This window comes from Microbacterium sp. TS-1, assembly GCF_000509385.1.
GTDB classification, from domain to species: Bacteria; Actinomycetota; Actinomycetes; order Actinomycetales; family Microbacteriaceae; genus Microbacterium; species Microbacterium arborescens.
The window spans coordinates 1,912,298-1,935,994 of the sequence record NZ_BASQ01000001.1; the positions used below are offsets into that span (position 1 = coordinate 1,912,298).

General features: G+C 69.7%; 23 protein-coding genes. 16 read left to right on the forward strand and 7 right to left on the reverse strand.

Features of this window, described 5'->3' with window-relative positions:
- Positions 1–5 precede the first annotated feature (5 nt).
- Positions 6–395 (reverse strand): hypothetical protein, encoded by a 390-nt coding sequence (locus MTS1_RS08870; protein WP_023953214.1) that lies wholly within the window; start codon positions 393–395, stop codon positions 6–8.
- A gap of 116 nt (positions 396–511) precedes the next feature.
- Here MTS1_RS08870 and MTS1_RS08875 point away from each other — a divergent pair, with 116 nt between their 5' ends.
- The 9 genes from MTS1_RS08875 (at position 512) to MTS1_RS08910 (ending at position 10,657) form a co-directional block, all read left to right on the forward strand.
- A complete protein-coding gene (locus tag MTS1_RS08875; RefSeq protein WP_023953215.1) occupies positions 512–727 on the forward strand; it encodes a hypothetical protein in 216 nt (71 codons plus the stop codon).
- 307 nt (positions 728–1,034) lie between these two features.
- Positions 1,035–1,121: a K(+)-transporting ATPase subunit F gene (kdpF, locus tag MTS1_RS16300; protein WP_064955215.1), complete on the forward strand. Its 87-nt coding sequence runs from the start codon at positions 1,035–1,037 to the stop codon at positions 1,119–1,121.
- Position 1,122: 1 nt separating this feature from the next.
- A complete protein-coding gene (gene kdpA, locus MTS1_RS08880) occupies positions 1,123–2,805 on the forward strand; it encodes a potassium-transporting ATPase subunit KdpA (RefSeq protein WP_023953218.1) in 1,683 nt (560 codons plus the stop codon).
- Positions 2,805–4,982 (forward strand): potassium-transporting ATPase subunit KdpB, encoded by a 2,178-nt coding sequence (kdpB, locus tag MTS1_RS08885; RefSeq protein ID WP_023953220.1) that lies wholly within the window; start codon positions 2,805–2,807, stop codon positions 4,980–4,982. Before kdpA ends, kdpB begins: the two co-directional genes overlap by 1 nt.
- A 21-nt stretch (positions 4,983–5,003) precedes the next feature.
- Complete coding sequence (kdpC, locus tag MTS1_RS08890) at positions 5,004–5,612, forward strand: potassium-transporting ATPase subunit KdpC (protein WP_023953222.1); 609 nt, start codon at positions 5,004–5,006, stop codon at positions 5,610–5,612.
- A 143-nt stretch (positions 5,613–5,755) separates the two neighbouring features.
- On the forward strand, positions 5,756–8,275 hold the full coding sequence (locus MTS1_RS08895; RefSeq protein WP_023953224.1) for an ATP-binding protein: 2,520 nt from the start codon (positions 5,756–5,758) through the stop codon (positions 8,273–8,275).
- Positions 8,272–8,946: a response regulator gene (locus MTS1_RS08900; RefSeq protein WP_023953226.1), complete on the forward strand. Its 675-nt coding sequence runs from the start codon at positions 8,272–8,274 to the stop codon at positions 8,944–8,946. Before MTS1_RS08895 ends, MTS1_RS08900 begins: the two co-directional genes overlap by 4 nt.
- Before the next feature lie 23 nt (positions 8,947–8,969).
- Positions 8,970–9,476, forward strand: coding sequence for a GNAT family N-acetyltransferase (locus MTS1_RS08905; RefSeq protein WP_023953228.1), 507 nt, complete (start codon positions 8,970–8,972; stop codon positions 9,474–9,476).
- 80 nt (positions 9,477–9,556) lie between these two features.
- A complete protein-coding gene (locus tag MTS1_RS08910) occupies positions 9,557–10,657 on the forward strand; it encodes a GntR family transcriptional regulator (RefSeq protein WP_023953230.1) in 1,101 nt (366 codons plus the stop codon).
- A gap of 41 nt (positions 10,658–10,698) precedes the next feature.
- Here the strand turns inward: MTS1_RS08910 and MTS1_RS08915 are convergent, their stop codons facing one another.
- The 5 genes from MTS1_RS08915 to MTS1_RS08935 all read right to left on the reverse strand — a co-directional run bounded on the left by MTS1_RS08915 (position 10,699) and on the right by MTS1_RS08935 (position 16,420).
- Positions 10,699–11,826, reverse strand: coding sequence for a glycoside hydrolase family 76 protein (locus tag MTS1_RS08915; RefSeq protein ID WP_023953232.1), 1,128 nt, complete (start codon positions 11,824–11,826; stop codon positions 10,699–10,701).
- Positions 11,827–11,890: 64 nt separating this feature from the next.
- Positions 11,891–13,141 carry an ABC transporter substrate-binding protein gene (locus MTS1_RS08920; RefSeq protein ID WP_023953234.1) on the reverse strand — a complete coding sequence of 417 codons (1,251 nt, stop codon included), beginning with the start codon at positions 13,139–13,141 and terminating at the stop codon, positions 11,891–11,893.
- A 47-nt stretch (positions 13,142–13,188) separates the two neighbouring features.
- On the reverse strand, positions 13,189–14,154 hold the full coding sequence (locus MTS1_RS08925; protein WP_023953236.1) for a carbohydrate ABC transporter permease: 966 nt from the start codon (positions 14,152–14,154) through the stop codon (positions 13,189–13,191).
- Positions 14,151–15,098, reverse strand: a complete 948-nt coding sequence (locus tag MTS1_RS08930; RefSeq protein WP_023953237.1) for a carbohydrate ABC transporter permease — start codon at positions 15,096–15,098, stop codon at positions 14,151–14,153. The genes MTS1_RS08925 and MTS1_RS08930 overlap by 4 nt, the downstream gene beginning before the upstream one ends.
- Positions 15,095–16,420: a glycoside hydrolase family 125 protein gene (locus MTS1_RS08935; RefSeq protein WP_023953238.1), complete on the reverse strand. Its 1,326-nt coding sequence runs from the start codon at positions 16,418–16,420 to the stop codon at positions 15,095–15,097. The genes MTS1_RS08930 and MTS1_RS08935 overlap by 4 nt, the downstream gene beginning before the upstream one ends.
- Positions 16,421–16,615: 195 nt before the next feature.
- Here MTS1_RS08935 and MTS1_RS08940 point away from each other — a divergent pair, with 195 nt between their 5' ends.
- The 7 genes from MTS1_RS08940 (at position 16,616) to MTS1_RS08970 (ending at position 23,092) form a co-directional block, all read left to right on the forward strand.
- Entirely contained in the window at positions 16,616–18,133 is a 1,518-nt protein-coding gene (locus MTS1_RS08940; protein WP_023953239.1) for a glycoside hydrolase family 76 protein, read from the forward strand.
- 107 nt (positions 18,134–18,240) lie between these two features.
- The gene (locus MTS1_RS08945; protein WP_023953240.1) at positions 18,241–18,681 is read left to right on the forward strand and encodes a VOC family protein; all 441 of its coding nucleotides are present in this window, start codon (positions 18,241–18,243) and stop codon (positions 18,679–18,681) included.
- Between the two features lie 160 nt (positions 18,682–18,841).
- Positions 18,842–19,795, forward strand: a complete 954-nt coding sequence (locus MTS1_RS08950; protein ID WP_036304719.1) for a carbohydrate ABC transporter permease — start codon at positions 18,842–18,844, stop codon at positions 19,793–19,795.
- A complete protein-coding gene (locus MTS1_RS08955) occupies positions 19,795–20,658 on the forward strand; it encodes a carbohydrate ABC transporter permease (protein WP_023953243.1) in 864 nt (287 codons plus the stop codon). The genes MTS1_RS08950 and MTS1_RS08955 overlap by 1 nt, the downstream gene beginning before the upstream one ends.
- A gap of 38 nt (positions 20,659–20,696) precedes the next feature.
- Positions 20,697–22,058: an ABC transporter substrate-binding protein gene (locus MTS1_RS08960; RefSeq protein ID WP_023953245.1), complete on the forward strand. Its 1,362-nt coding sequence runs from the start codon at positions 20,697–20,699 to the stop codon at positions 22,056–22,058.
- A gap of 38 nt (positions 22,059–22,096) precedes the next feature.
- Positions 22,097–22,489, forward strand: a complete 393-nt coding sequence (locus MTS1_RS08965) for an ester cyclase (protein ID WP_023953247.1) — start codon at positions 22,097–22,099, stop codon at positions 22,487–22,489.
- A 15-nt stretch (positions 22,490–22,504) separates the two neighbouring features.
- Positions 22,505–23,092, forward strand: a complete 588-nt coding sequence (locus tag MTS1_RS08970) for a DUF1349 domain-containing protein (protein ID WP_023953248.1) — start codon at positions 22,505–22,507, stop codon at positions 23,090–23,092.
- Here the strand turns inward: MTS1_RS08970 and MTS1_RS08975 are convergent.
- Entirely contained in the window at positions 23,028–23,678 is a 651-nt protein-coding gene (locus MTS1_RS08975; RefSeq protein WP_023953249.1) for a hypothetical protein, read from the reverse strand. The genes MTS1_RS08970 and MTS1_RS08975 overlap by 65 nt on opposite strands.
- Positions 23,679–23,697: the final 19 nt, after the last annotated feature.

Consider the following 23,697-nt stretch of genomic DNA (forward strand, 5'->3'; position numbering starts at 1 on the left):
CGACCCTACGCCCGCAGGAGGTCGTCGCAGCGACGCGGCTCGCGCCACCTGTCTTTCACGACGACACCGGCCAGGATGACGGTGACGGCGAGCGCATGGAGGGCGATGATCGACGGCCCGTAACTCGGCCCGACGAACACCGACTCCCCGGTGGGGGCCGTGTAGCGGCATCCGACGCCGAGGGGGAAGAGCTGCCAGGCGCCGTGGGCCGCGACGGATTCGGGCACCACGGATAGGTCGAACACCGGGCGGTTGCCCACGGCGTGCGCGCAGGCGCCGCTCGGCCCGTCGTTGATGCCGGCGGGCATCGCTGCCAGCAGGGCTCCAGCCCACAGCACCGCGGCGACGAAGGCGAACGACAGCTTCAGCGCGCGGGTGCCGGTCCGTGACGTCATCCGCGAACCTTACCGAGGGGCCCGCCCGGTGCGCTTCGGCCACGCGAGTCGCTACGTCAAGCCGGTGACATCGGCGGCCGGATCGGCGCACGCTGGGGGTGGAAGGGAGTAACGACATGACCGATCACCACGACAACGAGGCCGAGCACGCCGACGAGGGCGCCCAGCACGCCCCCGACGAGAACCCCTCGACGGAGGAGCTCGAAGAGCCCAGCGTCGCGAAGGAGCCGGGCGAAGAGCCCAAGGCGCCGGAGCAGAAGGACGAGGAGCCGAGCCACCACGCCGTCGGCATCGGGGTCATCGACGACGAGTCCTCGCCCCTCGCGCCCTGACCCCGCCCCCTGACCCGGCCGTGAGGCGGGGCATGGCGATACATCCGCAGGACCGGTGGTGCGGGTGTCGTCTCGGCGCAGGTGCGAGGCGACACCAGCACCGGACATCCGACGGATGTATCGCCACGCAGACCGTGAGGGCGGCGTGAGGAGCGGGCGCGAGGCCGTATGGATTCCGTGAGGACCGCGGGAGCGGCATCCGGCGGGGTGTTGCATCGGATCTCGTGCTCGACCTCATCTATCTCGCCGCGATCCTCGCGCTCTTCGCCGTCGCCGCCCTCATCGCCCGGGGGGTCGAGAAGCTGTGATGGTCTTCTCGCTCCTCGCGGCGGTGCTGGCCGTCGCCGCCATCGTCTACCTCGTCGTCGCCCTCGTGCGGCCCGAACGGTTCTGACGTGGATGCCGCGCAGATCGGGTTCGCGTCGCTGCAGATCGCGACCCTCGTCCTCATCCTCGTCCTGCTGTACCGGCCCGTCGGCGACTACATCGCCCGCGTCTACACCTCGCCGCGCGACCTCGCCGCCGAACGGGGCGTCTACCGCCTGATCGGCGTCGACCCGCGCGCCGAGCAGACATGGCCGGCCTACGCCCGCGGTGTGCTGCTGTTCTCGCTCGTCGGCGTCGTGATCGTCTACGGGCTGCAGCGCCTCCAGCCGCTCCTCCCGTTCAGCCTGGGCCTTCCCGCACCGAGCGAGCACCTCGCGTTCAACACCGCCATCTCGTTCGTGGCCAACACGAACTGGCAGTCGTACTCGCCCGACACGACGCTCGGCTACACCGTGCAGTTCGCGGGCCTGGCCGTGCAGAACTTCGTCTCGGCTGCGGTCGGCATGGCCGTGGCCATCGCCCTCGTCCGCGGCTTCGCGTATCGCCGCTCCGGCACGATCGGCAACTTCTGGGTCGACCTCGTGCGCGGGCTCGGCCGCATCCTCCTCCCGATGGCGATCGTCGCTGCCGTCGTGCTGCTCGCGGGCGGCGTGATCCAGAACTTCGCCGGCTTCACCGACGTGCAGACGATCGCCGGCGGGGCGCAGTCGATCCCGGGCGGACCTGTCGCCAGCCAGGAGGCCATCAAGCTGCTCGGCACGAACGGCGGCGGGTTCTTCAACGCGAACTCCGCCCACCCGTTCGAGAACCCGACGCCGTGGACCAACCTGTTCGAGATCCTGCTGCTCCTCGTCATCCCGTTCGCCATGCCGCGCGCCTTCGGCCGCATCGTCGGCGACGACCGTCAGGGCTACGCGATCGTCGCCGTCATGGGCGGGATCTTCCTCACCTCGATCGCCCTCGGCTCGTGGGCCGAGGCATCGGGCGGCGGCACGGCGACGCAGCTCGCGGGCGCCGCGATGGAGGGCAAGGAGACGCGCTTCGGCGTCGCCGCGTCGGCTCTGTTCGGCGGCGCGTCGACCCTCACCTCGACCGGCGCGGTCAACGCGATGCACGACAGCTTCACACCGCTCGGCGGCATGATGCCGATGCTCAACATGATGCTCGGCGAGATCGCCCCCGGCGGTGTCGGCTCAGGGCTGTACGGGATGCTGGTGCTCGCGATCCTCGCCGTCTTCGTCGGCGGCCTGCTGATCGGACGCACGCCCGAATACCTCGGCAAGAAGATCGGGCCCCGCGAGATCAAGCTCGCGAGTCTGTACATCCTCGTGACGCCGACGCTCGTGCTCGCCGGAACGGCGCTGAGCTTCGCGATCCCGGCCGTCCGCGCCGACGTCGAGAGCACCTCGATCTGGAACCCGGGCGTCCACGGCCTGAGCGAAGTGCTCTACGCGTTCACCTCCGCGGCGAACAACAACGGCTCGGCCTTCGCCGGCCTCACCGCCAACACCCCGTGGCTCAACACGGCGCTCGGCGTCGCGATGCTGCTCGGCCGGTTCATCCCGATCGTGCTCGTGCTCGCCCTCGCCGGATCGCTCGCCGCACAAGACACGGTGCCGTCGAGCGCCGGCACGCTCCCGACACACCGCCCGCAGTTCGCGGGCCTGCTCGCCGGCGTCGTCGTGATCATCACCGCGCTCACCTACTTCCCGGTCCTCACCCTGGGCCCCCTCGCCGAAGGACTCTCCTGATGTCTGCCCCTCTGACCGAAACCCGGCCCTCATCCGGCCCGTCGTCCGCCGAGCCGGCCGCCGGCCCGGCACGGCGCCGCCGCAGCGCGTTCAGCCTCGAGCAGGTCGGCGCCGCCCTCCCCGGCGCGCTGCGCAAGCTCAACCCCGCCGCCCAGTGGCGGAACCCCGTCATGTTCCTCGTGTGGGTCGGCGCCGCCCTCACGACGGCGATCGCGATCGCGGAGCCGTTCCTCGGCGGACCCGAATCCTCGGGCGGCACGACCGTCCCGGCCGGGTTCACGTGGGGCATCGCGGTGTGGCTCTGGCTCACCGTGTTCTTCGCGAACGTGGCGGAGTCCGTCGCCGAGGGCCGCGGCAAGGCGCAGGCGCAGGCGCTGCGCAAGACCCGCACGACGACGACCGCGCGCCGCGTCGTCTCGTACGACGAGCGGACGGATGCCGCGGCCCGCGGCGCCGCGACCGAGGAGGTGCCCTCGGCCGACCTGCGGCTCGGGGATGTCGTGCTCGTCGAGGCGGGCGAACTGATCCCCGGCGACGGCGACATCGTCGACGGCATCGCGACGGTCGACGAGTCGGCGATCACCGGCGAATCGGCTCCCGTCGTCCGCGAGTCGGGCGGCGACCGGAGCGCCGTTACCGGCGGCACCCGGGTGCTCTCCGACCGCATCGTCGTGCGGATCACCTCGAAGCCCGGCGAGACCTTCGTCGACCGGATGATCGCCCTCGTCGAGGGCGCCGCGCGGCAGCGCACACCGAACGAGATCGCCCTCAACATTCTGCTCGCGAGCCTGTCGATCGTCTTCGTCGTGGTCGTGCTGGCGATGAACCCGATCGCGTCGTACAGCGCCTCGCCCGTCAGCATCCCGGTGCTCGTCGCGCTGCTCGTCTGCCTGATCCCGACCACGATCGGCGCTCTGCTGTCTGCCATCGGCATCGCGGGGATGGACCGCCTCGTGCAGCGGAACGTCCTGGCGATGTCGGGACGCGCGGTCGAGGCGGCCGGGGATGTGACGACGCTCCTGCTCGACAAGACCGGCACGATCACCTACGGCAACCGTCGCGCATCGGAGTTCGTCGCGATGACCGGCGTCGACGGCGCCGAGCTCGCCCGCGCGGCATCCCTCTCGTCGCTGTCGGACCCGACGCCCGAGGGCACCTCGGTGGTCGAGCTCGCGGCCTCGCAGCACGTGGTGGCCGAGCTGCCGCGCGATGCGGTGGCCGTGGCCTTCACGGCGCAGACCCGCATGAGCGGCGTCGACCTGCCGGGCGGCACGCAGGTGCGCAAGGGCGCGTCGGGGTCGGTGCTCGCCTGGCTCGACGCCTCGGCGCGGCCGGTCTCGCCCGAGGCCCGCGCAGAGCTGCTCCACCACGCCGACGCGATCGCGCAGTCCGGCGGCACGCCGCTCGCCGTCGCGACCCTCGACCCATCCGGCACCGGAACACTGCTCGGCGTCATCCACCTGAAGGACGTCGTCAAGGACGGGCTGCGCGAGCGCTTCGACGAGCTGCGCTCGATGGGCATCCGCACCGTCATGATCACGGGCGACAACCCGCTGACCGCCGCCGCGATCGCGAGAGAGGCGGGCGTGGACGACTTCCTCGCCGAGGCGACGCCCGAAGACAAGCTCGCCCTGATCCGCAAGGAGCAGGAGGGCGGTCACCTCGTCGCGATGACCGGCGACGGCACGAACGATGCGCCCGCGCTCGCGCAGGCCGATGTCGGTGTCGCGATGAACACGGGCACGTCGGCGGCGAAGGAGGCCGGCAACATGGTCGACCTCGACTCGGATCCGACGAAGCTCATCGATATCGTCCGCATCGGCAAGCAGCTGCTCATCACGCGCGGCGCCCTCACGACGTTCTCGCTCGCGAACGACATAGCCAAGTACTTCGCGATCATCCCGGCGATGTTCATGGGCGTCTTCCCGGGGCTCGCCGCGCTCAACATCATGCAGCTGTCGTCGCCGGCATCCGCCGTCACGAGCGCGATCGTGTTCAACGCGATCGTCATCATCGTGCTCATCCCGCTGGCGCTGCGCGGCGTGAAGTACCGCGCGGCCAGCGCCTCGTCGATCCTCAGCCGCAACCTCGTCGTGTACGGGCTCGGCGGCGTCATCGCCCCGTTCGTCGGCATCAAGCTGATCGACCTCGTCGTCAGCCTCATCCCGGGCTTCTGAGCCCCCTCCTGGAGACCTGTCATGTCCACCGCCCGCGCCTCGCTGCGCACCTCCGCCGTCGCCGTCCGCGCGATGGTCGTCCTCACCCTCGTCCTCGGGGTCGGCTACACCCTGCTCATCTCGCTGATCGGCCTCGCGCTGCCGGCGCAGGCGAACGGATCGCTGCTGCGCGACGCCGAGGGCCAGGTCGTCGGCTCGTCGCTCATCGGCCAGTCGTTCACGGATGCCGACGGCGAAGCGCTGCCGCAGTACTTCCAGTCACGCCCCTCGGCGGCCGGCGACGGCTACGACGCGGCCGCCTCGAGCGGTTCGAATCTCGGCCCGAACAACGCCGACCTCGTCGCAGCCATCGAGGAGCGGCGCACGGCGATCGCCGACCGCGAGGGCGTGGCCGTCTCGGACGTGCCGCCGGATGCCGTCACCGCCTCGGCGTCGGGCCTCGACCCGCACATCTCGCCGGCGTACGCCGAGCTGCAGGTCGCCCGCGTCGCGGCCGAGCGCGGGCTGTCGGATGCCGAGGTGCGCGACCTCGTTGCGGAGCACACGGCCGGCCGTGATCTCGGGTTCCTCGGCGAGCCGCGGGTGAACGTCGTCGAGCTGAACGCGGCGCTGGACGGCCTCGCGCGATGAGCTTCCTCCCGGGCACGGGTGCAAGGGATGCGGGGCGGCGCGCCGGGCAACAGCGCCCTTCGGCGGGGTGTCGGGCCGGATCCCTTGCATCGCGGCCCGCAGGAGCGGGTCGAGCCGGGCGCGGGGAGAACTAGGGTGATGCCGTGAAGCGGGGACGGCTGCGGGTGCTGCTGGGAGCGGCGCCGGGCGTGGGCAAGACCTACGAGATGCTCGAGGAGGGCCGCCGGCTGCAGGATGCCGGGGTCGACGTCGTCGTCGCGATCGTCGAGACCCACGGACGCGCCGCGACCGCCGCGATGACCGCGGGCCTGCCGATCGTTGCGCGCCGCCGCATCGAGCACCGGGGCGTCACGCTCGACGAGATGGACCTCGACGCCGTGCTCGCTCGGGCCCCGCGCGTCGCGCTCGTCGATGAGCTCGCCCATACCAACGTCGGCGGATCGCGCAACGAGAAGCGCTGGCAGGATGTCGAGGAGCTCCGGGATGCCGGCATCGACGTCATCACGACCGTCAACGTCCAGCACATCGAGTCGCTGGGCGACGTCGTCGAGCAGATCACCGGCGTCGCGCAGCGCGAGACGGTGCCGGATGCCGTCGTGCGCTCGGCCGACCCGATCGAGCTCGTCGACCTCGCGCCGCCGTCACTGCGCGACCGCCTCGCCGCCGGCCTCGTCTACCCCGCCGAGCGCATCGACGCCGCCCTGTCGAACTACTTCCGGCTCGGCAATCTGACGGCGCTGCGGGAGCTCGCGCTGCTGTGGCTCGCCGACGAGGTCGACAGCGCTCTGCAGGACTACCGGGCCGAGCACGGCATCCGGGGCACCTGGCAGGCGCGCGAGCGCGTCGTGGTCGCGCTGACCGGCGGCCCCGAGGGCGAGACACTGATCCGCCGCGGGGCCCGCATCGTCGACCGGTCGGCCGGCGGCGAGCTCCTGGCCGTCCACGTGTCGGGTCAGGACGGCTTGCGCACCGCCGACCCCGCCGCCCTCGCCGCCCAGCGGGCCCTCGTCGAGTCGCTCGGTGGCAGCTATCACCAGGTCGTCGGTGACGACATCCCCGCCGCCCTCGTCGAGTTCGCGCGGTCGGTCAACGCGTCGCAGCTCGTCGTCGGCGTCAGCCGTCGCGGCCGGCTCGCTGCGGCCCTCAGCGGCCCGGGCATCGGCGCCACCGTCATCCGCGAGTCGGGCGATATCGACGTGCACGTCGTGACGCATGCGGCCGCCGGCGGCCGCTTTACCCTGCCCCGTGTCGCCGGCGGAGCGCTCAGCGTGCGGCGCCGGATCCTCGGTTTCGTCGTGGCGCTCACCGGCGGGCCGCTGCTCACCTGGCTGCTCGTCGCACTGCGGAGCCCCGAGTCGATCACGAGCGATGTGCTCGCGTATCAGCTGCTCGTGGTGGTGGTCGCGCTCGTCGGCGGCCTGTGGCCGGCGGTCTTCGCGGCGGTGATGTCGGGGGTGACGCTCGACTTCTTCTTCGTGGCGCCGCTGTACACAGTGACGGTCTCCGATCCGCTGCACGCCTGGGCGCTCATCCTGTACGTCGTCATCGCGCTCCTCGTGAGCGTCATCGTCGACCGCGCGGCCCGGGGCACGCGCGCGGCCCGGCGGGCGGCGGCCGAGGCCGAGCTGCTCGCGGCGGTCGCGGGCAGCGTGCTGCGGGGCGACGGCTCGATCCCGGCTCTCGTCGCGCGGGCGCGCGAGGCCTTCGGGATGTCGGGCGCCCGCCTGGTCGCGTCGGACGGAACCGTGATCGCCGCCGACGGCGAGCCCGTGCGCGACGACCGCCATCTGCGCGTCGACGTCGGCCCCCAGGCCGTGCTCGAACTCCACGGCAGCGAGTCGGAGCAGCTCGACGGCTCGGAACGCCGACTGCTGGATGTCGTCGTCGCGCAGCTCGCCGCGGCCCTCGAGCAGGCCGACCTGCAGCGGGCGGCGAGCTCGGCGTCGGTGCTCGCCGAGACCGACCGGGTGCGCAGCGCCCTGCTCTCGGCGGCGAGCCATGACCTGCGGCGCCCTCTGGCCGCTGCCGTCGCGGCGCTCGGGGGGCTCCGCGCAGCCGGCCCCGCACTCGACGACGCCGACCGCGACGAGCTGCTCGCGACCGCCGACGAGAGCCTCGGCACGCTGACCTCGCTCGTAACCGACCTGCTCGACGTGAGCCGCATCGAGGCGGGTGCTCTCGCGGTCGCCCTGCGGCCGGTCGACACCGCCGAGGCCGTGCTCGCCGCCGTCGACGAACTCGGCCTGGGGCCCGGCGCGGTCGAGCTGGCGATGGATGAGGCGATCGAGCCCGTGCTGGCCGACCCTGTGCTGTTGCAGCGCGTGCTGGTGAACGTGCTCGCCAACGCCCACCGCCACTCGCCGCCCGGAACGCCGGTGCGCATCAGCACGAGCTCACTGGGCGAGCGGGCGCAGATCCGCGTGATCGACCACGGACCCGGGATCCCGGCCGAACGCCACGGCGACGTGTTCGCGCCCTTCCAGCGGCTGGGCGACACCGACAACACGACCGGGCTCGGATTGGGGCTCGCGCTGTCGAAGGGCTTCACCGAGGGAATGCAGGGTCAGCTCGTCCCCGAGCAGACCCCCGGTGGCGGCCTCACCATGGTGATCGAACTGCCCCTGGCATCGTCGGCGGCACCAGAGGGCAGGATCGAGGGGTGAAAGTCCTTCTCGCCGACGACGACCCGCAGCTCGTGCGGGCGCTGCGCATCACGCTCGCGGCCCACGGGTACGACGTCGTCGCGGCGGGTGACGGGGCCGCCGCGATCGCCGCGGCCGCGGCCGAGCACCCCGATGTGATCGTGCTCGACCTGGGGATGCCGCGCCTCGACGGCGTCGCCGTCATCGAGGCCGTGAGGGGATGGAGCGCCGTGCCGATCATCGTCGTCTCGGGGCGCACCGGGTCGGCCGACAAGGTGGCGGCGCTCGACGCCGGCGCTGACGACTACGTCACCAAGCCGTTCCAGATCGACGAGCTGCTCGCGAGGCTGCGCGCGCTGACCCGGCGGGCCGGCGGTGCGGCATCCGTCGCCGTCGTGCGGTTCGCCGATGTCGAGATCGACCGGGCCGCCAAGACCGTCACCCGCGGCGGCGAGCGCGTGCACCTCACCCCGACCGAGTGGCGGATGCTCGACTTCCTCGCGCGGAGCCCCGGGGCGCTCGTGACCCGGCAGGACCTGCTGAAGGAGCTGTGGGGCACCGAGCAGGTCAACGACACCGGGTACCTGCGTCTCTACGTCTCGCAGCTGCGGAAGAAGCTCGAGGCCGATCCCGCGCATCCCGAGCACCTGCTGACGGAGTCGGGCATGGGGTACCGGCTCATCGTCGACTGACCGCCGCTCGCTACGATCTGGTCGTGCCCATCGACATCCGACCGCCGAGGCCTGACGAGCTGAGCCTTCTCGAAGACATCGAGAATGACGCCGACGCACTGCTCCGCGATCGGCTCGACCCGCCGACCTGGTGGCCGGCGCCGACCGGCGCGTCGCGCGCTGCGGAACCGGGATTCCTGCTCGTCGCCGACGTCGGTGACGGGGTGATCGCCGGGTTCGTCCATGTGCTCGAGCTCGACGGTCATGCTCACCTCGAACAGCTGTCGGTGTCGCCCGAGCACGCTCGCCGCGGGTACGGCCGCATGCTCGTCGAGGCGGCGATGGCCTACGCCGGCGACCGCGGCCACGATCGGATGTCGCTCCGCACCTTCGCCGACGTGCCCTGGAACGCCCCGTTCTACGCGCGCCTCGGCTTCGCGGTGACCGAACCGCGTTCGGAGTTCGAGCTCATGCTCGTCGAGACCGAGGAGCGCATGGGACTCGACGCCCTCGGCCCGCGCGTGCAGATGACCGCGGATCTGCGGTCGTAGCGAGCCGCGCCACGACCGGCGGATTTCGACCACCAACCCTGTAGATTAAATATAAGAATTCCAGCCGGAGGAGGATCGGGATGCTGTACAAGCGGGTGTACGAATCGTTGCGTCTGGCGATCACCAACGGCACCTACCCGGTCGGCGAGCGCCTGCCCTCCGAGGCCGAGCTGTCCAAGCAGTTCGACGTGAGCGCCATCACGGTCAAGCGGGCACTCGAGCTGCTGCGCAGCGAGGGGATGATCATGCGTCGTCCGCGCATCGGCACGGTGGTGACGAGCGCGACCGCGACGACCGTCCCGGCCGCGGGGTCGGAGGTCTCGACCCGCCTGCTGGGCTGCGTCCTCACGAGCTTCGACGACACGTTCGGCAACAAGATCATCGAGGGGATGCTCGCCGCGGCGGGCGCCGACACCCACGTCATCTTCAAACGGTCAGGCGGCGACCTGGCCGAGGAGGACGCGTGCATCCGATCCCTCGTCGACGCCGGCGTCGAGGGGCTCGTGCTGCTCCCGAGCTCGTCGGAGTACATCCCGCCCGCCGCCCTCGAGCTCGTCGCGCGCCGGTTCCCGCTCGTCATCCTCGACCGCCTCTTCGACGGCATCCCCGTCTCGGCCGTCTGCTCCGACAACCTCGGCGGAGGACGCGCGGCGACCGAGCACCTGCTCGAGCTCGGGCACCGCACCGTCGGGTTCGTGGGACCGTCGAGCCACGTGTCATCGAGCGACGACCGTCGCAACGGGTACATCCATGCCCACGCCATGAACCACCTGCCCCTGGAGAACCGTGCGGAGCTGCAGACGCTCGAGTCGACGGTGCCCGGCAGCACCGACACCGTCGAGGACGACATCGAGCGGCTCATCGCGTTCGTCGGCGAGCATCCCGACATCACCGGCTACGTCGCGGCCGAGTACAACATCGCGCTCATGCTGCGCGAGGCTTGCTCGCGGCTCGGGCTCAGCATCCCGCGCGACGTGTCGGTCGTCTGCTTCGACCATCCCGACGCGTTCTTCGACACGGGCCTGTTCCGCTTCACCCACATCCGGCAGGCGCAGACCGAGCTCGGCGGCCGTGGCATCGCGTCGTTGCAGCAGCAGATCGCCCACCCGCTCACGGTCGACAAGGTCGTGCTGCCCACCGAGCTCATGCCGGGCGCGTCGACGGCGCCCCCTCGCAGCTGAGGAGGCGCCGTCGTGCGCGGAGCAGAACGAGGCGGCGCGGCCTAGGCGCCGACGACCGTACCGGCTGCCGCGGCGGAACCCGCGCCCACCGTCTCACCCGCGGACTCGGCGCTCTCCCGTCGCGCGCGCTGCTCGATCGCGAAGATCGCGCTGACAGCGGTGGAGTACGGAATCCACTCCCCCGCCGGCTCCGACCAGTCGTTGCCGGGACGCAGCCGACCGTCGACGACGCCGGTTCGCCAGAGCTCGTCGGTGCTCGCCCGCAGGAACGCCTCGAGCAGCGCCCGCTCGTCGGCGAAGCCCGGCTCATCGGCGAGGACCGCGAGCACCTCCCCCAGGTAGCGGTAGTAGACGCCCTTGAACAGGCCCTCGTCGCCGCCGTCGCCCTCGTCGCGGAACACCGAACCGTCGCTCAGCTCTCGGACGGCGGTGACGGCCGTCTGCACGGCACGCTCGAGGAACGCGCGGTCGCCCGTCAGCCGGAACAGCTCGACCGCCGCTCCCGCGTAGAGCCCCTGGTTGTAGGTGAAGCGCCACTGCGTGTCGACGGCGCCGTCATCGTTGCGATTGACACCGTCCTCGACGAACCCGTCGGGTCCGACGAGGTTCGCCGTCAGCCAGTCGAACGCCCGATGGGCGTAGTCGAGGTGGTCACCGGACGCGTTGAGCGCGCTCAGCCGCGCGCCGAGGATCACGAGCGGCCCGTTGGCGGGCGTGTTCTTGTAGGCCAGCTGCTGCTTCCGCCACGCGAGGCTCCACCCGAGGGTCTCGTTCCAGCCGTGCTCGACGACGTGGTCCCAGATCGCGCGGGCGTCGTCGAGGTGACGCTGATCGCCGGTCGCGGCGTGGAGCCGCTCGAGTGCGAGCGCGAACCAGAGCATGTCGTCGAAGTAGTCGTTGAACAGCGAGCCGCCGTTGCGTTCGACGATGTTGTCGCGGGCGGCGACGGCCGCTTCGAGCCAGCGGGCCTCCCCCGTCCGCAGCCACGCGTCGATGCGGGCGTCGACGACATGCGCCAGCCACCAGTAGTTGAACACCGCGGTGTCGCCGCGGTCGTGCGGGTGGCTGTTCGCGAGGAACTGGATGCCGGGGACGCCGAAGAAGTGGTCGAGGCTCTCCTGGGCGACATCTGCTCGGGACGACCAGACGATCGCTGCGGGACGGGTCATGCGTGCTCTTCTCTCTGGATGGGGAGGTCGGCGGCCTCGCGGGCCGAGACGGGGGTCGGTCGCGTCATCGGTTCTTCGCGAGGATCTGATCGCCCTGCTCCTGCGCGTCCTTGAGGGCCTGCTCGGCGGAGATCTCGCCGGACATGAACCGCTCGAGAGCGGGCACCAGCGCCTTGCCCTCGACGTCCGAGAAGCCCTGCACGTTCGGCCGGGCCCCGGCGTAGTTCATGGTCTCGATGAAGGCCGCGTAGTGCTCGTCGTCGGTGAAGTAGGGGTCGTTCGCGGCCTCGATGTTCGCGGGGATCCAGCCGGAGATCTCGCCGAAAGCGACGCCGTTCTCCGCCTCGGTCGTCCACCACTTCATGAACTCCCAGGCACCCTCCGCGTTCTTGGCGCCCTCGGGGATGACGAGCCCGAAGCCGCCCATGTACGCGCCGGAGTCGCCGTCGGGACCGGCGGGCGGCTGCGCGACGCCGTAGGTCAGACCGTCGACCTTGTCGAGCGTCGAGAGCGCCCAGGGGCCGTCGAGCTTCATCGCGGTGCGCCCCTCGGCGAACGCGTCGCCCGTGTCACCGAAGCCCTGCGAGTACACGCCGTCATCAAGCAGGCTCTGCCAGAACTCGAGCACCTCGAGGCCCTCCGGGCTGTTGAAGGCGGTCTTCGTCTCGTCGTCGTTGAGCAGCTCACCCCCCGCCTGCGCGAGGTACATGCTGAACAGGCCGGGGTCGCTCAGGTCGAAGCCCGACTGCACGAGCTTGCTGCCGTCGCGCCTGGTCAGCGCCTGGGCGGCCGCCTGGAGCTCGTCCCAGTTCGTCGGCGCCGCGACGCCGGCTTCGTCGAGCAGCGCCCGGTTGTAGACGAGCGAACGGTTGTCGACGAGCAGGGGAAGGCCGTAGAGCTTGTCGTCGACCTCCATCTCGCCGAGAGCCGGCTCGTAGAAGACGCTGGTGTCGACAGAATCCTCGGCGATGAAGTCGTCGATCGGAGCGAGCGCTCCCTTCGGGGCGTAGAGCGAGGTCTGATAGCGGTCCCACAGCACGATGTCCGGCACCTGGCCCCCGGCGAGGGCCGTGAGGAGCTTCTCCTCGACGAGCTCCTGCGGCACGTAACTGACCTCGTAGTCGTCCTGCGCCTCGTTGAAGCGGGCGGCCTGAGCCTCGAGCTGGGCGACCTGATCGCCCGACCACGAGCCCCACATGACGACGGGCTCGGGTCCGTCGCCGCCGTTGCCGGCATCGGAGCCGCCGCAGCCGGCGAGGGTGACGGTCAGGGTCGCGACGCCCAGCAGGGCGAGCGAGCGCACGGTGTTCTTCATCGGAATCTCCTGTGATCGGATGGTGTGGTTGCGGGTGGGAGTGTCGTCTACTTGGTGCCGACGTGCGCGACGCCCTCGATGATGTATCGCTGGGCGAAGAGGAACACGAGCAGCACGGGGAGGCTCGCGACCACGGTCCCGGCCATGAGCGGGCCGAATGCCGTCTCGTAGTTGTTGACGAACGACGCGAGCCCGACCTGGACCGTCATCATGTCCTGGCTGTTCAGGACGATGAGCGGCCACAGGAAGTTGTTCCATCCGGCCTGGAAGCTGATGATGCCGAGCACGGCGAGCCCGGCCTTCGCGAGCGGGAAGTAGATGAGCGCGAAGATGCGGAACTCGCCGGCGCCGTCGATGCGCGCCGCCTCGCCGAGCTCGTCGGGCAGAGTCTCGAAGAACTGCTTCATAAAGAAGACCGCGAATGCACCGGCGGCGCCCGGGATGATGACGGCCCAGTAGGTGTTGATCAGGCCGAGGCCGCCCTGCCCCAGAATGTCGTTGCCGCCCGCGAACGGGATCGACCGCAGGATCAGGAACGACGGGATCATCGTGATGATGCCGGGGATCATGAGCGACGACAGGAAGACCGCGAACACCGCCGTGCGGCCGCGGAACCGCAGCTTGGCGAGGGCGTAGCCGCCCAGCGCGCCGAAGAAGATGTTCGTCGCCGCGCCGCCGATGCCGAGCACGAGCGAGTTCACGAAGTACCGCCCGAACGGCACCTCGTCGAACACCCGGACGTAGTTCTCGATCGTGGGGTTGTCGGGGATGAGCGAAAGGGCGCCGGAGAGGATCTCGGTGGCCGGCTTGATCGACGTCGAGATCGTCCAGACGAGCGGCGCGACCGTGACGATGCTGACGAGGATCACTCCGACGTACCAGGCGATCGTTCCCGCGCGCTGCCGCGGCGTCCGCGGACGAGCGGTCGGAGCCGCCGCGACCGGCGTCCGGGCCGCGAGGGCGGTCTGGACGGCGCTGCCGCCGTCCACGGAGCCGTTGAGCGTGTTCGTCATCGGACGCCTCCGCGATTCGTGAGTCGTGCGTTCACGAGCGAGAACACGAGGATGATGAGGAAGAGGATGAACGACAGCGCCGAGGCATAGCCCATCTCGAGGGCCCCGAACCCCTTGTTGTAGATGTAATAGACCATCGTCACGGTGGAGTTGCCCGGCCCGCCCTTGGTGAGGACGTAGGCCTGGTCGAAGACCTGGAACGCGCCGATGATCAGCAGCGTCGATACGAGGAACGTCGTGCGCGTGAGAGACGGCAGAGTGACGTACCGGAACTGCTGCCAGGCGTTCGCGCCGTCGAGACGAGCGGCCTCGTAGAGCTCGCCGGGAACGCCCTGCAGTCCGCCGAGGAAGATGATCATGTTGGCGCCGAAGCCGGCCCAGACGCTCATCATGACGATCGCGATCATCGCCCACTGCGATTCGTACAGCCACGCGGGGCCGTCGATGCCGAACCAGCTCAGCACGACGTTGAGCAGGCCGTTCTGCGGGTTCAGCATCCAGAACCAGATCGTCGCCGTCGCCACCGTCGAAGCCACGACGGGGATGTAGAAGAGCGTGCGGAAGATACGGACGGCCCGTTGCCGACGATTGAGGAGCAGCGCCGTGCCGAGCGCGACGACGAGTCCGGCCGGGACGTAGAGCACCGTGTAGTAGGCGGTGTTGCGCAGCGCGATCCAGAAGAACGGGTCGACGGCGATCTCGGCGTAGTTCTGCAGCCCGAGCCAGTCGAAGTCTCCGACGATGGCGTAGTCCGTCAGGCTCAGCACGAGCGCGATCGCGATCGGTAGCGCCATGAAGACGAGGAACAGCACGCCCGGCACCAGCAGGAACAGCCAGGCACTCCGGGTCATCTGCCGGGCCGAGGGGTTCCCCGGCCGATGCGTCCGCTGCGCACGCGGCGTCTGCTCGGCCGAGCCCGGACGCACCACGGTCGACGCGCTCATGACGGCCGCGCCTCGGTGACCGCGTCGCGGACGAGCACGCGGAGGCCCGCGAGGTCGAGCACGAACTCGCAGAACATGGCGTTCGCCCACGAGAACCATTCGCGCGTGAACGTCTCGGGGTCGGTCGCGAGGAACGACTCGTGCATGAGCCCGGTGCCGGCGTCGGTGTCGAGGAGCAGACGCAGGATGCGGCGCCGCTCGTCCTCGTCCGAGGTCGTGAGACCCTCGATGCACAGGCCGATGGGCCAGATGTGACCGGCAGGGGTGTGAGGGCTGCCGAGGCCGCGCACGTCGCCGCCGTCCGGCAGAACGCCACGGACGAAGGTCGGGTTCGCGTCGCTGAGGATGAAGCGTCGGGTCGCGAGGTACCGGTCGTCGTCCGTTCCGCACCACCCGATGAGCGGCAGGGAGAGCAGACTCGGCACGTTGGCGTCGTCGAGGAGCAGGACACCGCCGCGACCGTCGACCTCGTAGGCGTACAGCTCGCCGTGATCGGAGTCGACGACGAGACCGTGCTCGGCGACCCCGCGCTCGATATCGTCCCTCAGGTCGCGCGCGGTGCGGGCGAGCTCGGGATCGCCGAGCACGGTCTCGGCGATGTCGGCGATGTGGCCGAGCTCGACGGCGGCGAACATGTTGCCGGGCACGTTGTAGCCGTATGCGCACGCGTCGTCGCTCGGGCGGAAGGCCGACCACGTCATGCCGGTCGGCGCGGTCTCGGGACCACGGCCGTCGCGAACGAGCGTGTCGCTCGGGGGGCAGTCGAAGCGCTGGAACCGGTAGGGCGAGGACGCCTCGTGATCCTGCTCGACGCGCCACAGCGCGATGATCCGACGTGCGGCCTCGGCGAAGTCGGGCCCGAGGTGATCCGTCCGACCGGTCACCGTCCACAGGTCATGGGCGAGCTGGATCGGGTAGCAGAGCGAGTCGACCTCGTACTTGCGCTCCCAGACCCACGGTGAGCCGTCGGTGAGGTCGTCCTGGTGGCCCTTGCCGTCGGGAGCGGCGTTGAAGGCGTTGGCGTAAGCGTCGATGAGGACGAAGGCGACCTGTCTCCGCGAGACGGCGGCGATCATGTCGGAGATCGCCTGATCCTCGGCGGCGAAATGCAGGTAGGGCGCGAGCTGCGCTGTGGAGTCGCGCAGCCACATGGCGGGGATGTCGCCGGTGAGCATGAAGAGCGTCCCGTCGGGCATCGCCGTGAGCGTCGTGCCGAGGGTGTTCTCGAAGCAGCGCTCGAAGATGTCGGCGACCTCGTCGTCGAGACGTTCCCGCACACGATCGGAGACGGAACGGATGAAGGCCGAATGCACGTGAGCCACGTTGCTCCTCGGGTGGTGTCGGACCCGCCCAGCGGTGGACGGTAGGCCCGAGTATAGGACGGATCTAGCAATCCGTCTATTAAAACGTATAAATATGTGCAACGCTGTATCTCGCGCAGCCCAAGACGCTGAAGCCACTGAAAGGCGGCGTCTACCGGTCGGCAATCAATATGTTTTTTCACTGAGGAGAGAACGATGAAGAGATCCCTGCCCATCCTCGGGGCCACGCTGCTCGCGGCGGCCCTCCTGGCCCCGCAACCGGCGCACGCGCTGACCGCGGCCGAGCCCGAGACGGCCTTCGACGACTTCGTCGACGTCTTCTGGGACGACTCCGCGAACTACTTCTTCACGTACAGCGACCATCAGATCCACCCCGAACACGCGCACGGCCCCCAGGGCGGCCTCTACACGGACTACTGGTGGGAGGCGCAGCTGTGGGAGACGGTCATGGATGTCTACGAGCGCACCGGCAGCACCGACGCCCGCCAGATGATCGATGACATCTACGACGGCTTTCAGACGCAGTATCCCGACTTCCGCGACAACGACTGGAACGACGACATCGGATGGTGGGCCCGCGGCGCCATCCGCGCGTACGAGCTCACCGGCGACGTCGAGTACCGCGACGACGCGATCGAGATGTTCGATTTCATCGCCCAGTACGCCGACACGACCTACGGCGGCGGCATCTGGTGGAAGAACGTCGACATCGGCGACGGCGAGCGCAACGAGAAGAACGTCGCCACGAACGCGACGGCCGTCTACACGGCGATGCGCATCTATGCCGCGACGGGCGACGTCTCGTACCGCGACCAGGCGCGGACCATCTTCTCCTGGCTCGACGCAAACTTCTACGTCGGCGGCAAACTGCGCGACCACATCGAGGGCACCGGCCAGTTCGTCGACTGGGACTGGACCTACAACCAGGGCAACTACGCCGGCGCCGCCCTCGAGATGTATCTCGACTCGGGCGATCCCGCTGAGCTTTCGCGCGCGGTTGCGGCGGTCGACTGGGCCGTGGCGAACCTGACCTCATCGGGCACCTTCCTCTTCGAGGGCGTCGACGACACGGGCGGGTTCAAGGCCATCCTCACGCGCAACATCCGCGCGCTCATCGACGAGGCCGGGCAGACGCAGTACGAGCAGCTGCTCACCGACAACGCGACCCAGGCGGCCAACCACCTCAACTCCGCAGGCATCGGGGCATACGACTGGACCGCCCCGGCACCCGAGCTCGGCACGACCGCCATTCAGAGTCTCGCCGCAGCGGCCAGCGTTGCCGTCATGAGCCAGGCGACGCCCGACGGCTACACGGGGCCAGTCGAGGGAACCCGGGTCTACGAGGCCGAGAACACCGAGCGCTCGGGAGTGATCTCCGAGAGCGGGCAGTCGGGATACAGCGGGCGCGGATACATCGGCGGTTGGATCGGCGACGGCACCGGGGCGACCTTCCACGTCAACGTCGCGTCCGCCGGCACCTACGAGCTGCAGTTCCACTACGCCGCCGCGGCTGGTGTCGCCTCACGGGCTCTGACCGTCAACGGTGCGACGACCCCGCTGTCGTTCCCCGCGACGTCCGGCTGGGGTGACTGGCAGACGCGTACGGTGACCGTTTCGCTCGATGAGGGGTACAACCGCGTGGACCTGCGCGTCGACAGCGCGGCGGGCGGCGCGAACTATGTCAACCTCGATCGGATGACAGTCGCGGATTGACCAGCGGCCGGCGACTCGGGTCATCACGTCCCGGGCCGCCGGCGTCGACGGCGGGGCTGGACAACGAGGCGAAACGAGTCACTCACTCCACGCGCGAGACTGGAGCCATGGCAGGTTTCCATCACGTCGAGCTCTGGGTCAGCGACATCGAGAGCGCACGCTCCGACTGGGGCTGGCTGCTTCGGCGGGTCGGCTTCGACCTCGAGAGCACGTGGGCGCAGGGCGAGTCGTGGGCGGCGGGCGAGGCCTACCTGACGCTCACCACCTCACCGAACACGGTCGGCGCCGAGCACGACCGTCGGCGGCCGGGCCTGAATCATCTGGCCTTCCACGGCGGCTCCCCCGCCGAGGTCGATGCGATCATGGCCGACGCCCCGGCCGCGGGCTGGATGCCGCTCTACCAGGAGCGGTACCCGCACGCCGGCGGCCCGCAGCACTACGCCGGCTGGCTCGAGAATGCGGCGGGCTTCAAGGTCGAGGTCGTCGCGACGGGGACCAGCTTCGTCGCGGAGATGAACCAGCACGCAGGCATCTCCTCGTCGCTGTGACCACGTCAGCCTGATCGGGACTGTCCGGCGAGCACTGCCCGAGGGATGCCGCCGTGTCAAGCCACTGGGGAAGCGGTTCTCCCGGCTCCTAGCTTCGGCCTCACAGGACGGCATCCACCAGGTCCTGCGGGTATGACGGCATCCGGAGGACGACATAAGCATCACCGCTCGCGCGCGACCGACGGCGGTCCGCGCCACACGGCCGAGCCGCATCCGGCAGAAGTACAACAAGCGCGAGGCGCTGGCGGGCTACCTCTTCCTGACGCCGTGGATCATCGGCTTCCTGGTCTTCACCGTCGGGGCGATGGTCTACAGCCTGTACATCTCGTTCAGCAGCTACAACCTCGCGACGAACTCCTCGCGGCCCATCGGCTTCGACAACTACGCCCGGCTCTTCGACGACCCCCGCGTGGCGGTGTCGCTGGGCAACACGCTGTTCTACGCAGTCATGGCCGTGCCGCTGGAGATCATGTTCGCCCTCGTGCTCGCGCTGCTGCTGAACCGGATGGGACGCGGCGCGGGCGTCTTCCGCACGCTCTACTATCTGCCGAAGATGACCCCGGCGGTCGCGACGGCGGCGGTGTTCTTCCTTCTGCTCAACGGCAACTCCGGCGCGATCAACCAGGGGCTCGCGGCCATCGGCATCCAGGGTCCGCAGTGGCTCGTCGACCCGGCCTGGGTGAAGCCCAGCATCGTGATCATGGCGCTGTGGACCGTCAGCGGCACGATGGTCATCTTCCTCGCCGCGCTGAAGAACGTTCCCGTCGAGCTGTACGAGGTGGCATCCCTCGACGGCGCCGGGCCGGTGCGGAAGTTCTTCTCGATCACGCTGCCGATGATCTCGGGCGCGATGTTCTTCAACGTCATCGTGCTGTCGATCGCAGCCTTCCAGGTCTTCGACCAGGCCTATCTGCTGTTCTGGCGGGATCAGAGCAACGCATCACCCGAGGCGTCGCTGTTCTATGCGATCTATCTCTTCCAGCAGGCGTTCCGGCAGTTCAACTTCGGGTTCGCCGCCGCAATGGCCTGGCTGCTGTTCGTCATCATCATGGCCGTCACGGTCATCCAGGTGAAGTTCGGCAACCGCTTCGTCTACTACGAGGGCGACCGCTGATGGCGACGAGGTTCCGCACCCCGAAGACCGTCGCCGGCCGCGTCACGCTCGCCGCGATCTCGACGGGCTTCGCCCTGCTGTTCCTGTACCCGTTCGCCTGGCTGCTCGCGGCGAGCTTCAAGCCCCGCGGCGAGGTGTTCGACAACCGCCTCATCCCGCAGACCTTCGTGCCCGAGAACTACGCCGAGGTGTGGAACCAGCTCCCGCTGCTCAGCTGGATGTTCAACAGCGTCGCGATCGCGCTGCTGGCGGCGACGGCGGTGTCGATCTCGAGCTCGATCGTCGCGTTCGGGTTCGCCTACTTCTCGTTCCCCGGTCGCAAGCTCCTGTTCGGACTGGTGCTCGCGACGATGATGCTGCCCGGCGCCGTGACGATGATCCCCGTCTACCTGATCTGGAAGGAGACCGGCCTGCTCGGAACGTGGGTCCCGCTGTGGGGCGCCAACCTCTTCGGGTCGGCGTTCTACATCTTCCTGCAGCGCCAGTTCTTCCTCGGCCTGCCGCGCGAGCTCTTCGAGGCGGCGCGCATCGACGGCGCGAGCTACTGGGGACTCTTCTGGCGTATCGCGATGCCGCTGTCGGTGCCCTCGTTCGTGATCGTGTTCCTGTTCGAGTTCCAGGCGAGCTGGAACAACCTGCAGTCCGCGCTCATCTACCTCAACGCCGGGTCGGTCGACGAGTTCACCGCACCTCTCGGCATCGCCTACGCGATGACCAAGTACAGCCCCACGGCCGGCGGCCAGGGCGACTACCAGTACGTGATGGTGGCATCGCTCATCGTCACGCTGCCCATGCTCATCCTCTTCGCCTTCGGACAGCGCTACTTCATCGAGGGCGTCGCGACCCAGGGCCGCAAGGGATGACCCGCGTGCTCGCGCGGAACCACGACAGGAGGAATCACATGCGCAATCGACTGATCGGGACGACCGCGGTGGCCGCGGCATCCGTCATCGTGCTGGCGGGATGCAGCAACGACGCCGGCACCGCGGAAGACGTCGACTTCTCGGCGACGCCCACCGGAACCCTCGCGGCGTGGGGCTTCGAGAACGCCGACGACGTCGGCACCGCGCGACTCGACTACGCGGCGGAGCAGCTGTCGGATGTCGACGTGCAACTGGATGCCACGGCCTTCGACTCGCAGAAGTTCACGACCCGCATCGCGAGCGGCGACGTGCCCGACGTCGTGCAGATGGACCGCCGCTACGTCACTCAGTACGCGGCCCAGGGCCTCATCATGCCGCTCGACAGCTGCTTCGAGGCACAGGATGTCGACGCGGACGACCGGTGGTACGAGTCGGTCGTCGACGACGTGCGCTACGAGGATCAGGTGTGGGGAGCGCCGCAGTTCTACCAGCCGCCGGCCATCATCCTGAACAAGCGGGTGATGGATGCCGCGGGCGTGACGGCCGACGAGATCGACACCTCGCAGCCCGACGTCCTGCTGGCCGCCGTCGAGAAGATGTATCAGGAGTCCGGCGGTGTTCCGACGCGCCTGGGCTTCGACCCCGTCTCGACCGGTCAGTCCGCGCTGTGGATCCTCGGGGCGGGCGGCCAGCTCACCGATGACGACGGCGTGCCGACCCTCGACGACCCGAGCAACCTCGCCGGCATGGAGCTGCTGCAGCGCATCAACGACGCGCAGGGCGGTTTCGCGCAGGTGAAGAGCTTCACCGACGCCTTCGACACGTTCGGCGACGCCAATCAGTACGTCACCGACCAGGTCGGCGCACAGGTCAACGCGCAGTGGTACCCGAACGTGCTCTCGCCCTACCTCGAGCAGATCGACATCGAGGCGGTGCCGTTCCGCGACAGCGACGGCGAACCGTTCTCGGTCTCCGGCGGCCAGGCCTTCGTCATCCCGGCCGGAGCGAAGAACCCCGCGGCGGCCTGCGCGTGGGTCTCGGCTCTGACCAGCGACGAGGCGTGGAACGCGGCGGGCGAAGCGCGCGCCGAGACGCGCGCCGCTGACGGCGGTGCCAACACCGGCCTGTTCACGGGATCGCCGCAGCCCGACCAGGCGATCCGCGAGAAGTGGGTCACTCCATCGGGCGACGAGGGATTCGACCAGGTCGTCGCCACCTACTACGACGTGGTCGACTACGGCACGTCGTTCGGTTCCTCCCCCGCCGGACAGGACATCCAGAACGAGCTGAACAACGCCGTGACGGCGGCACTTCTCGGCGACAAGACCGCCGAGGAAGCGCTCGCGGACGCACAGGATGCCGCGATGCGGGCCTACGAGAACGCCACCGCGATTCGCTGAGGGCGGGGTACCCCGTCGCACCCGCCGATAATGGGCGGATGGAGCCGTGGGAGATGCACGCCTGGTACGCCGAGTACCTCGACGCCTGCAATCGTCATGACCTCGACGCCATCCGCTCGTTCATCGACCCGAACGTGCGGCGAGCCCACCTGCCCGGCGGAGCCGACGCGTGGATGGCCGACGCCGTCGAGGTGCTCGACGCCTTTCCCGACTGGCAGGTGCGCCGCATCCAGCTCGTCGTCGAGGATGACCGCATCGCGGCGCACGTGCGCGCGAGCGGCACGCACACCGGCCCGTTCCGCGGCATCCGGCCCACCCGCCGACACGTCAACGTGGCGGAGTTCGGGTTCCTGCGCGTGGCGGGAGGCCGCATCGTCGAGTTCGCCGGCACCACCGACCACGCCGCGCTGCTGGCCCAGCTGCGCGCCTGACCCGAGAGGAATCACATGACCGACATCGCCTGGTCCACCGGATCGTGGACCAACGAGCCCGCGGCGACCGCGCTCGACGGCCACGACCTGCTCGTCACGGCGCGCGAGGGAAGCGACGCGTGGCGCGTGACGTCGTACGGGTTCGTACACGACGACGAGCACGGGCTGCTCGCGCCGATGGCACCCGGCACAGCGGTCGAGGTGGCGTTCGTGCTCGACTTCTCGGCGCAGTTCGATCAGGCGGGTGTCTTCCTGCGCGTCGACGACGAGACCTGGATCAAAGCCGGAATCGAGCACAGCGACGGCGCCGACAGCCTGGGCGCGGTGGTGACGCGCGGGATGTCGGACTGGTCGCTCTCTCCCGTCGCCGACTGGGCTGGACGCGTCGTCACGGTTCGCGCGAGCCGGTCGGGCGAAGCCGTCACGATCCGCGCCCGCGTCGACGACGAGGACTGGCGGCTCGTCCGGGTGGCCCCCCTCGACCCGGAGGCGGAGGTGGCGGCCGGGCCGTTCTGCTGCGCGCCCACGCGCGCCGGGCTCACGGTTCGTTTCGTGTCGTGGCGGAGCGTGCCGGCCGACGCGTCGCTGCATCCCGACCACTGATTCGCCGGCGCAGCAACCGATCGATCCCGACAGCGGCCCACGTCGCGACGAGCCCGCCGACGATCACGATGCCCTGCATCGCCAGCGCGTAGCCGCCGCTTGTGACGTTGGCCTCGACCAGTCGGGGGCCGACGATCGGCGGGACGAGCGCGACGATCACGACGACCCACGACAGCGGATGCCGGCCGCGCGCGACCACCCAGCCGCCCACCCCGGCCAGCAACGCGATGAAGCCCTGATTGAGCACGACCTCCCACAGAGGGTCGAGGTGGGCGAGATGACCGGCTCCGCGCAGCAGCCCGAACGTCGCCCAGAGGAACAGCGCGACGCACGCGAGGGTCACACCTCCCACGCGGCGCATGGGCGACGTCGGGAGCACGGCGAACGCGGCGACGGGGGTCGCCACGACGAGCACGAACTGGAGCGTGTCGACGTACGGCATGTCGTTCGTGATGGTGCCGGCGTACATCTGCGCCTGCACAATTGCGGAGAAGTCGGACGCGACGGCGAGATAGGTGCCGAACATCGCCGCGACGATCGCCGCACCGTATCGGGCTCCCCGATCGAAACGCAGGCCGTCCTCCATGGTGTGAGGGTAGCCTGAT

Coding starts and splice junctions, on each gene's coding strand:
- MTS1_RS08925 (WP_023953236.1), bottom strand. CDS start 14,154: ATGACGAACACGCTCAACGGCTCCGTGGACGGCGGCAGCGCCGTCCAG.
- kdpB (WP_023953220.1), top strand. CDS start 2,805: ATGTCTGCCCCTCTGACCGAAACCCGGCCCTCATCCGGCCCGTCGTCC.
- MTS1_RS08940 (WP_023953239.1), top strand. CDS start 16,616: ATGAAGAGATCCCTGCCCATCCTCGGGGCCACGCTGCTCGCGGCGGCC.
- MTS1_RS08875 (WP_023953215.1), top strand. CDS start 512: ATGACCGATCACCACGACAACGAGGCCGAGCACGCCGACGAGGGCGCC.
- MTS1_RS08915 (WP_023953232.1), bottom strand. CDS start 11,826: ATGACCCGTCCCGCAGCGATCGTCTGGTCGTCCCGAGCAGATGTCGCC.
- MTS1_RS08970 (WP_023953248.1), top strand. CDS start 22,505: ATGACCGACATCGCCTGGTCCACCGGATCGTGGACCAACGAGCCCGCG.
- kdpC (WP_023953222.1), top strand. CDS start 5,004: ATGTCCACCGCCCGCGCCTCGCTGCGCACCTCCGCCGTCGCCGTCCGC.
- MTS1_RS08930 (WP_023953237.1), bottom strand. CDS start 15,098: ATGAGCGCGTCGACCGTGGTGCGTCCGGGCTCGGCCGAGCAGACGCCG.
- kdpF (WP_064955215.1), top strand. CDS start 1,035: ATGGTCTTCTCGCTCCTCGCGGCGGTGCTGGCCGTCGCCGCCATCGTC.
- MTS1_RS08920 (WP_023953234.1), bottom strand. CDS start 13,141: ATGAAGAACACCGTGCGCTCGCTCGCCCTGCTGGGCGTCGCGACCCTG.
- MTS1_RS08910 (WP_023953230.1), top strand. CDS start 9,557: ATGCTGTACAAGCGGGTGTACGAATCGTTGCGTCTGGCGATCACCAAC.
- MTS1_RS08965 (WP_023953247.1), top strand. CDS start 22,097: ATGGAGCCGTGGGAGATGCACGCCTGGTACGCCGAGTACCTCGACGCC.
- MTS1_RS08870 (WP_023953214.1), bottom strand. CDS start 395: ATGACGTCACGGACCGGCACCCGCGCGCTGAAGCTGTCGTTCGCCTTC.
- MTS1_RS08960 (WP_023953245.1), top strand. CDS start 20,697: ATGCGCAATCGACTGATCGGGACGACCGCGGTGGCCGCGGCATCCGTC.
- MTS1_RS08975 (WP_023953249.1), bottom strand. CDS start 23,678: ATGGAGGACGGCCTGCGTTTCGATCGGGGAGCCCGATACGGTGCGGCG.
- MTS1_RS08955 (WP_023953243.1), top strand. CDS start 19,795: ATGGCGACGAGGTTCCGCACCCCGAAGACCGTCGCCGGCCGCGTCACG.
- MTS1_RS08945 (WP_023953240.1), top strand. CDS start 18,241: ATGGCAGGTTTCCATCACGTCGAGCTCTGGGTCAGCGACATCGAGAGC.